The sequence below is a fragment of the Candidatus Symbiopectobacterium sp. genome (assembly GCF_020054415.1).
Lineage (GTDB): Bacteria > Pseudomonadota > Gammaproteobacteria > Enterobacterales > Enterobacteriaceae > Symbiopectobacterium.
On the sequence record NZ_JAHWCO010000466.1, the window covers coordinates 1 to 8,548 of the forward strand.

Sequence of the window (8,548 nt, forward strand, 5' to 3'; positions counted from 1 at the left end):
GACCATATCTGAGTAGTGGAGCGGTCGTCCACGCCGTTCAGTAGTGTTTTTTCCGTCCATGCAGCAATAGCTGATTCATCTAGCCATACGGTTAGAGAACCGCGCTGCTTGAGGGCCTTGTTATAAGAGGGCCAGTTGGTGATTTTAAAATTTTGTTTTGCCACGGAGACCTGATTTTGAAACAACTGCGGTGATCTGCTCCGATGATTACCCAAAAGTTCTATTTATTCAACAAAGCCTCACAGGAGATGTCTGTTCCCAAAATGGGCATCTTACATCAACTTTAGCCACTGTATTCCACATCCAAAACCGGATATTTCACACTGCAATCAACATATTGAATACACGACCCAAAATAGACACATTTTTATCAACGAAGGGGACTAATAAAGTTGGCATTTTCCTATACGCTCATTAGGATAGGGAGTAAGTTTGCTCTTATTAGCGTGAATGTCGCGGGGCAACCCTTTACTGCTCGCTTTGCCATCAAAAGGAACAGCGAGCAGGTATTATGTTTGGCGTTTTTTGGAGATAACATGCGCACACTGTGGCGAATCTTTAGCGAACTCTTCAAGTGGACTTGGCGTCTGCTCAATTTCACCCGCGAGTTTATTCTTAACCTGTTTCTGGTTGTGTTGATTCTGGGGGGTATCGGTGTTTATGCGCAGTTTAAAAATGCACCGACCCAAACGCCTCACGGCGCGCTGCTCGTTGATATCACTGGCGTTGTCGTCGATAAGCCGACGGTCAATAATAAACTGCGTCAGTTGGGCAGAGAATTTTTTGGTGCTTCCAGCAACCGCCGTCAGGAAAATTCGCTGTTTGATATTGTTAACACTATTCGTCAGGCTAAAACCGACAGCAATATTACCGGTATGGTGCTTGATCTGAGTGATTTCGTCGGTGCCGACCAACCCTCTCTGCAATATATTGGCAAGGCATTGCGTGAATTCCGCGACAGCGGCAAGCCCATTTTTGCGATCGGCGACAGTTACAGCCAAACGCAATACTATCTGGCCAGTTTCGCGACCAGTATTTCACTCACCCCGCAGGGTAACGTCGATCTGCGCGGTTTCGCCACCAATGGCCTCTATTACAAATCGCTGCTGGAAAAGCTGGATGTAACCAGTCACGTATTCCGCGTCGGTACCTACAAATCTGCGGTAGAGCCTTTCCTGCGTGACGATATGTCCCCCGAAGCGCGCGAAGCCGATATGCGCTGGGTCGGTGGATTGTGGCAAAACTACCTGAATACGGTTGCAGCAAACCGCCAAATTACACCGCAACAGCTGTTCCCCGGTGCCAGCGCGATTATTGCTGGCCTTCAGGCTGTGCAAGGCGATCCGGCACGCTATGCGCTGGAAAACAAACTGGTGGACGAAGTGGCATCACGTTCGGTCATCGAACAGAAGCTGGTAAAAGCCTTCGGCTGGGACACCAAAAATCAGAGCTTCAACTACACCAGCATTTACGACTACACCGAAAAACCGAACAATCAAAGCGGCGCAGAAATTGCGGTGATCTTTGCCAGCGGCTCTATTGTTGATGGTCCAGAAACCCCGGGGGTAGTCGGTGGTGATACCACGGCGGCTCAAATTCGTCAGGCCAGACTGGATCCTAAAATCAAGGCTATAGTGCTGCGCGTCAATAGCCCCGGAGGCAGCGTAACCGCTTCAGAGAAGATTCGCTCTGAGTTGATGGCCGTACGTCTGGCTGGCAAACCGATCGTGGTATCCATGGGCGGTATGGCCGCGTCCGGCGGATACTGGATTTCCACACCAGCGAACGCCATCATCGCCAGTCCGAGCACCCTGACGGGTTCGATTGGGATATTTGGCGTGATCACCACGTTTGAAAATACCCTTGGCGCTATCGGCGTACATACCAATGGTGTGGCAACGTCGCCATTAGCAGATCTCAGCATCACCAAAACGCTGCCGCCCGAGTTTGCGCAGATGATGCAAATCAGCATCGAGCGGGGTTATAAAAACTTCGTCGAACTGGTCGCGCAATCACGTAAGAAAAGCACGGAAGAGATTGATAAAATCGCCCAGGGGCACGTATGGACCGGTGACGATGCCAAGACCAACGGGTTGGTCGATCAACTGGGTGACTTTGACGACGCGGTCAAAAAAGCCGCTGAACTGGCCAAGCTGGGCCAATACCAGCTCAACTGGTTTGAAGAGCAGCCAAGCCTGCTGGATATGATGCTAAACCGCGTCAACGCCGCTGCCCATGCTTGGTTACCGGCCCGACTTCAGGCCATGTTACCTGCTCCGGTAGCGCAGTTGGCTGAGGTGTTGCAAGCACAACCTGCGTTGCTCAATACATTTAACGATCCGCAACATCGCTATGCCCTTTGCATGGCCTGCGGTGAAGTGAAATAAACATCGTCACTCAGGATTTTCCCTCAGCCCGGCTTATGTCGGGCTGTTTTTCATCTTTTTAATAAGAACAGCATGCAAAAGAAATCCATTTATGTCGCGTATACCGGCGGTACCATAGGTATGCAACGTTCTGCCAATGGTTACATTCCGGTTTCAGGTCACCTGCAACAACAGCTGGCCAACATGCCTGAGTTTCATCGCCAGGAGATGCCTGATTTTACCATCCATGAATATGACCCGCTGATTGACTCCTCCGACATGACCCCTGCCGATTGGCAGACTATCGCTGAGGATACTCAACAGCATTATGATGAGTATGACGGCTTCGTGATTCTGCACGGCACCGATACCATGGCCTTCACAGCATCTGCTCTCTCCTTCATTATGGAGAATTTGGCGAAACCACTCATTGTGACAGGGTCACAAATTCCGTTGGCCGAATTGCGTTCTGATGGGAAAACCAACCTACTCAATGCGCTTTATGTCGCGGCTAATCACCCGGTGAGTGAAGTCAGCCTGTTTTTCAATAACAAGTTACTGCGCGGTAACCGCACCACGAAAGCCCATGCTGACGGTTTTGATGCGTTCGCTTCCCCCAACTTCCCGACGCTGCTGGAGGCAGGTATTCACATACGCCGCCTGGTGTCAGCGCAGTCGGAACTCCCCAGCGCACCGCTGATCGTACATCCTATTACCCCACAACCGATCGGCGTGATTACCGTCTATCCAGGGATTTCAGCGGACGTAGTGCGTAACTTCCTGCGCCAGCCGGTCAAGGCGCTGATATTGCGTTCTTATGGTGTAGGTAACGCCCCACAAAGCCCAGCGCTACTGGACGAACTGCGTCAAGCATCGGCGCGCGGTATTGTTGTTGTTAACCTCACTCAGTGCATTTCCGGACGGGTTAATATGGAGGGCTACGCCACTGGAAATGCTCTGGCGCAGGCTGGCGTGATCAGTGGTTTTGATATGACAGTGGAAGCCGCGCTGACTAAACTGCATTATCTGCTGAGCCGACCTGATTTAACCTCTGATAGCATTCGGCAGTTAATGCAACAAGACCTGCGCGGTGAATTGACCCAAGACGCATAACCCGGATGCTGGAGCGAGCTGCCATGAACCATACCGCCATGAACCATGCCCTGCTGTTGGTTGATTTGCAGAATGATTTTTGTCCGAACGGCGCACTGCCTGTCGCACAGGGTGATGTCACCATCGATGTTGCCAATGTAGCGATAGCGGCAGCACGGAAAGCCGGGATACTCATCATCGCCAGCCAAGACTGGCATCCTGCCAATCATCTGAGCTTCGCCGACAATAACCCTGGTGCTGTCGTGGGAGAGCGTGGTGAACTGGCAGGATTAGCGCAAACATGGTGGCCAGTACACTGCGTACAGGGCACGCGAGGTGCGGAGTTTCACCCGCGCCTTCATCATGAGGCGTTTGATGCGGTGATACAGAAAGGCACTCAGCATGACATTGACAGTTACAGCGCTTTTTTCGACAACGGCAAACGCGCCGCCACCGCACTGGATAACCTGTTACGCCAACGTGGCATCACGCGTTTGACCATCATGGGGCTGGCAACGGACTACTGCGTAAAATTTACCGTGCTAGATGCGTTGGAACTCGGGTATGACGTGTTGATCGTTGAAGAGGGCTGTCGCGGGGTGAATCTCCAACCAGATGATAGCGAAGCAGCGCTGGCCGACATGGTGGCTCACGGAGTACGCCGTATTAGCCTAGCCGACGTTATCGCGGCATTAGCACACCACCCCACATAACGCAGAGTCCCTGTGCATTCAGGGACCTCGGTTACTGACGTTCTCGCTGAATCAGGTTGTCTATGACAAACGCCTGCTTCAGCTCTTGCTTACTTTTCATCACCAACTCACCGTCGGTATTGATGGTCATGTGTTCCGCGTCAACGTTGTGGCGTGATTGCCATAACATCACAATTTTCAGGCAATTTTCTTTTTGCTCCAGCGTCAACGGTACGCCATCAGTCCATTTTCCCAGCTCCACTGCGGTTGCTAGGAGTTGGTAGATATCCGGCGTCAGCGCCGTCACAACTTCATCAAGCTGTTTGTCGAGCATCGTTATTGCCACCCTGTTATTGCTATTTTTCACAAAACCCAGTAATCCGAAACGCTTTAGCTACAGCTACTATCCTTAACCGTCAGCCATCCACTTTCTCACCGTCGGTGCCATCGATAAAGCTCAACGAGGCCGAGTTAACACAGTAACGCTCGCCGGTGGTTTGCGGACCATCGGGGAACACATGCCCCAAATGGGCATCGCATTTACCGCAGCGAATTTCGATACGGTGAATGTTATGCGAAAAATCTTCCAGATAACGGATTGCCCCCTTAGCCACGGGCCGATCAAAGCTGGGCCAGCCGCATCCAGAGTCATATTTGTTGTCGGAGTAAAACAGCGCGCTTTGGCAGCACAGGCAGTGATATACCCCAGTGCGTTTATTATGCAACAGTTTGCCTGAATAGGCAGGCTCAGTGCCGCGTTGCTGCGTCACGTACTGTTGCATCTCCGTCAACGTTCCCTTGCCTGCCGTTGCAGACGTTGAAGCTGGCTTATCCATGATTGTCTCGTCATCATTTTTGTTTGGCATGACCTAGTTTAACAAGAATTAACATCCTCATAACGTTTTTTCCGACTAAAATATGGAGTAACCGACCAAGGCTCCAGTAATTGCGATATCCATCACATTTGTTGGGCCTGCGTGCTTTATATTGGTGCAAACGCTCCCATTTAAGGGAAAGATGTTCCTAAGTTTCATTACTGCGCTTTTTCGTGCAACTGTTGCGCATCAGATTTGACTTGCAGCAACTATTGACACGATTCCGCTTGACGCTCAGCAAGGTTTTTGTAATTTTACAACCAACCTTTATTCACTAACCATAGCTGGTGGAATATATGACTATCAAAGTAGGTATCAACGGTTTTGGCCGCATCGGCCGCATTGTTTTCCGTGCTGCTCAGAAACGTTCTGACATTGATATCGTTGCAATCAACGACCTGTTGGACGCTGACTACATGGCTTATATGCTGAAATACGACTCAACTCACGGCCGTTTTGACGGCACCGTTGAAGTGAAAGACGGTCAGCTGATTGTTAACGGCAAAAAAATCCGCGTTACCGCAGAAAGAGATCCGGCTAACCTGAACTGGGACGAAGTTGGTGTTGACGTGGTTGCAGAAGCAACCGGTATCTTCCTGACTGACGAAACTGCACGTAAGCACATCACCGCTGGCGCGAAAAAAGTGGTTCTGACTGGCCCGTCCAAAGACAACACTCCGATGTTCGTTCGTGGTGCTAACTTTGAAAAATATGCCGGACAAGATATCGTTTCCAACGCATCTTGCACCACTAACTGCTTGGCACCGCTGGCAAAAGTAATCAACGACAACTTCGGCATTATCGAAGGTCTGATGACCACTGTTCACGCCACTACTGCTACCCAGAAAACCGTTGATGGCCCGTCTCATAAAGACTGGCGCGGCGGCCGCGGCGCATCCCAGAACATCATCCCGTCCTCTACGGGTGCAGCCAAGGCTGTAGGTAAAGTTCTGCCGGAACTGAACGGCAAACTGACCGGTATGGCGTTCCGCGTTCCGACCCCGAACGTTTCTGTGGTTGACCTGACTGTTCGTCTGGAAAAAGCAGCAACTTACGAAGAAATCAAGAAGGCTATCAAAGCCGCTTCTGAAGGCGAGTTGAAAGGCGTTCTGGGCTACGTTAAAGATGACGTGGTTTCCACCGATTTCAACGGCGAAATTCTGACGTCTGTGTTCGATGCCAAAGCCGGTATCGCACTGAACGACAACTTTGTGAAACTGGTTTCCTGGTATGACAACGAAACTGGCTACTCTAACAAAGTACTGGACCTGATCGCCCACATCTCCAAATAAGGCGACGGTGCGATAAGCGATGCAAGGGGCGACATGATCTCGCCCTTTTTATTAGCTGCGTTCCGCCATGATGCAACACGAAATACAAATAAAACAATGTAACATCATGAACGATAAAATTTTTCACTTCCCATCAAATCTGAAATTTCATCCACACTCAGTCAACGCTAGGTAGACCAACTGCCGGTCATTGTCGTTGATCATCCGCAGGTACGCGCAGCCGTCACGCTGCAAGGCGCCCATCTGCTGCATTGGCAGCCGCAAGGTGAAGTCCCAGTGCTGTGGTTGAGCGACAACACGCCGTTCGCAGAAGGCGTCGACATTCGCGGTGGTGTGCCGATCTGCTTTCCATGGTTTTGCCCGTTTACTGCAGTGGGAATTCACCGCGCACCGTGAAGATACCAACGGCGTTGATTTGACTTTCACCCTGCGTGATACGCCGGAGACGTTGGCAAGCTGGCCGCACGCTTTTACGCTGACTGCGCGCTACAAGCTGGGTAAAACTTGCACGATCGAGTTAGAAGCGCAGGGTGATTACAGCATCACCAGCGCCCTGCACACCTACTTCCAGATTGGTGACATTGACCATATCCGCGTCAGCGGTTTTGGCGATACCTTTATCGATAAGCTCAATCAAGGCAAGTTGACGACGTAAGGTGGCGATCTGACGTTCACTGAGCGCACCGATCGCATCTATACGCATCCGCAAGCAGTGAGCAGCATCGTGGACCCAACGCTGAAACGCACTATTGACGTGCACCACACGCACCACAGAGATGCGGTTGCCTGGAACCCGGCGGCGGAACTGTCTAAAACCATCACCGACATGCCGGATGACGGTTATAAAACCTTTGTCTGCGTGGAAACGGCTCGTGTGACTCAGCCGTTTGTTGCCACCCCCGCCGCACCAGCGCGTTTGACCACGGTGATTAGCGTAACACTTTGATCAGCAAAACGGGTTTGCTTCGATAGATCCGAAATCGCCGCTCGCAGGCGGCGCTAACACGTAATGTTTAACTGCCCTATCCCGCTACACAACATCCAACGACTGCTTACTGGTCGGTGCAGGAAAAGCGACATCCAGCGCAGCAATATCACCACTATCCAATTCCAACGTGAGCGCGCGGGCGTTTTCTTCAACATGGGGCACCGAACTCGCTTTAGGAATGGCAATCACGCCGGGTTGTCGCAATACCCAAGCCAGCATAATTTGTGCAGGCGTCGCCTGGTATTTGTGCGCCATGCGCATTATCACAGGATGAAAAAACAGGTTGCGGCGCAGCGTACCTGCTTGTGCTAATGTGCAGTAGGCCATCATAGGCACGGCGCGTGCCTGACACCATGGCAGCAAATCAAACTCGATACCGCGCGAAACAACATGATAAAGCACCTGATTAGTCATGCAGCGCTCACCGCCTGACAAGGACCAGAGTTCATTCATGTCTGCCACGTCCAGATTGGATACACCCCACTGACGAATCTTGCCGGCCTGTTGCAGCGCCTCCATCGCCGTGATGGTTTCTTCCAACGGGATACCGCCACGCCAGTGCAGCAGGTATAAATCCAGCACATCGGTTTGCATCCGTTTCAGGCTGCATTCACAGGCTTCAATCGTACGCGTGCCGCCCGCATTGTGGTGATAGACCTTGGGGACCAGAAATGCTTCGTCGCGCCGCCCGCGCAGTGCAGCCCCCACCACGTTCTCCGCACCGCCGTCGGCGTACATTTCTGCGGTATCGATAAGCCTAAGTCCGAGATCAAGACCCGCCTGCAAGGCTTTTATTTCACGCGCCTTCTCACTGGCAGCTTCCCCCATAAACCACGTACTCTGCCCAACAGCGGGCAGCGTTGAACCATCAGGAAATCGAATCTGTCGGGTTGCCATCGCTATCCTCCTTGCATTCTGTTGAATACCCTAGCTGAGCCGTCGCGCACCATAAACGTGCAAATGGGGTGAAATCACCCCATTATTGTGCAGCACTTGCCCTGCTTTAGCGCATCAGGTGCTAGAAGCGATAGCTCACACCCGCGCCAAACACCATGGTATAGCTGCGATCGACCATCGTGCTCTCTTTCACTTCATCCGACAGGCGGGTCGTGTATTCAATGAGTTGATGTAGCATCAAACGTAGTACTCGCGTTCGATGTAAGTACCGATGATCCTATCGTGCATTTCGGATGATTTTGAATATCCGAGCGTCTTGCGATTGAGCCGTTGCAATCGGTTACGC

General features: G+C 51.6%; 9 protein-coding genes and 2 pseudogenes. 5 read left to right on the plus strand and 6 right to left on the minus strand.

Going from position 1 to position 8,548, the window contains the following annotated elements; genetic code table 11:
* A pseudogene (locus QZ506_RS13705) lies at positions 1-164 on the minus strand (transposase); the annotation flags it as partial.
* A gap of 372 nt (positions 165-536) precedes the next feature.
* On the opposite strand from QZ506_RS13705, the gene sppA reads away from it, so the two are divergent.
* The 3 genes from sppA (at position 537) to pncA (ending at position 4,171) form a co-directional block, all read left to right on the plus strand.
* Positions 537-2,387: a signal peptide peptidase SppA gene (gene sppA, locus QZ506_RS13710; protein ID WP_291971767.1), complete on the plus strand. Its 1,851-nt coding sequence runs from the start codon at positions 537-539 to the stop codon at positions 2,385-2,387.
* Between the two features lie 72 nt (positions 2,388-2,459).
* Positions 2,460-3,479, plus strand: coding sequence for an asparaginase (ansA, locus tag QZ506_RS13715; protein ID WP_291971769.1), 1,020 nt, complete (start codon positions 2,460-2,462; stop codon positions 3,477-3,479).
* A gap of 38 nt (positions 3,480-3,517) precedes the next feature.
* Positions 3,518-4,171 carry a bifunctional nicotinamidase/pyrazinamidase gene (gene pncA, locus QZ506_RS13720; protein ID WP_291971781.1) on the plus strand — a complete coding sequence of 218 codons (654 nt, stop codon included), beginning with the start codon at positions 3,518-3,520 and terminating at the stop codon, positions 4,169-4,171.
* Positions 4,172-4,202: 31 nt separating this feature from the next.
* Here the strand turns inward: pncA and QZ506_RS13725 are convergent, their stop codons facing one another.
* A complete protein-coding gene (locus tag QZ506_RS13725) occupies positions 4,203-4,484 on the minus strand; it encodes a DUF1315 family protein (RefSeq protein WP_291971771.1) in 282 nt (93 codons plus the stop codon).
* 82 nt (positions 4,485-4,566) lie between these two features.
* A complete protein-coding gene (gene msrB / locus QZ506_RS13730) occupies positions 4,567-4,986 on the minus strand; it encodes a peptide-methionine (R)-S-oxide reductase MsrB (protein ID WP_291971773.1) in 420 nt (139 codons plus the stop codon).
* A 335-nt stretch (positions 4,987-5,321) separates the two neighbouring features.
* Between msrB and gapA the strand changes: the two genes are divergently transcribed.
* Positions 5,322-6,317: a glyceraldehyde-3-phosphate dehydrogenase gene (gapA, locus tag QZ506_RS13735; RefSeq protein ID WP_291971775.1), complete on the plus strand. Its 996-nt coding sequence runs from the start codon at positions 5,322-5,324 to the stop codon at positions 6,315-6,317.
* Between the two features lie 132 nt (positions 6,318-6,449).
* Positions 6,450-7,263 (plus strand): annotated as a pseudogene (locus QZ506_RS13740) (D-hexose-6-phosphate mutarotase).
* Between the two features lie 84 nt (positions 7,264-7,347).
* Here the strand turns inward: QZ506_RS13740 and QZ506_RS13745 are convergent.
* The 3 genes from QZ506_RS13745 to QZ506_RS13755 form a co-directional block, all read right to left on the minus strand.
* Complete coding sequence (locus tag QZ506_RS13745) at positions 7,348-8,202, minus strand: aldo/keto reductase (protein ID WP_291971777.1); 855 nt, start codon at positions 8,200-8,202, stop codon at positions 7,348-7,350.
* A 121-nt stretch (positions 8,203-8,323) separates the two neighbouring features.
* The gene (locus QZ506_RS13750; RefSeq protein WP_291971779.1) at positions 8,324-8,440 is read right to left on the minus strand and encodes a MipA/OmpV family protein; all 117 of its coding nucleotides are present in this window, start codon (positions 8,438-8,440) and stop codon (positions 8,324-8,326) included.
* Positions 8,440-8,548 (minus strand): IS1 family transposase (locus QZ506_RS13755; protein ID WP_291968657.1); only part of this gene is annotated, 109 nt, incomplete at its 5' end. The genes QZ506_RS13750 and QZ506_RS13755, both read right to left, overlap by 1 nt.

Bases quoted from the DNA above. Each gene is read 5' to 3' on its own strand.
- sppA (WP_291971767.1), top strand. From the start codon at position 537: ATGCGCACACTGTGGCGAATCTTTAGCGAACTCTTCAAGTGGACTTGG.
- ansA (WP_291971769.1), top strand. From the start codon at position 2,460: ATGCAAAAGAAATCCATTTATGTCGCGTATACCGGCGGTACCATAGGT.
- pncA (WP_291971781.1), top strand. From the start codon at position 3,518: ATGAACCATGCCCTGCTGTTGGTTGATTTGCAGAATGATTTTTGTCCG.
- QZ506_RS13725 (WP_291971771.1), bottom strand. From the start codon at position 4,484: ATGCTCGACAAACAGCTTGATGAAGTTGTGACGGCGCTGACGCCGGAT.
- msrB (WP_291971773.1), bottom strand. From the start codon at position 4,986: ATGGATAAGCCAGCTTCAACGTCTGCAACGGCAGGCAAGGGAACGTTG.
- gapA (WP_291971775.1), top strand. From the start codon at position 5,322: ATGACTATCAAAGTAGGTATCAACGGTTTTGGCCGCATCGGCCGCATT.
- QZ506_RS13745 (WP_291971777.1), bottom strand. From the start codon at position 8,202: ATGGCAACCCGACAGATTCGATTTCCTGATGGTTCAACGCTGCCCGCT.
- QZ506_RS13750 (WP_291971779.1), bottom strand. From the start codon at position 8,440: ATGCTACATCAACTCATTGAATACACGACCCGCCTGTCGGATGAAGTG.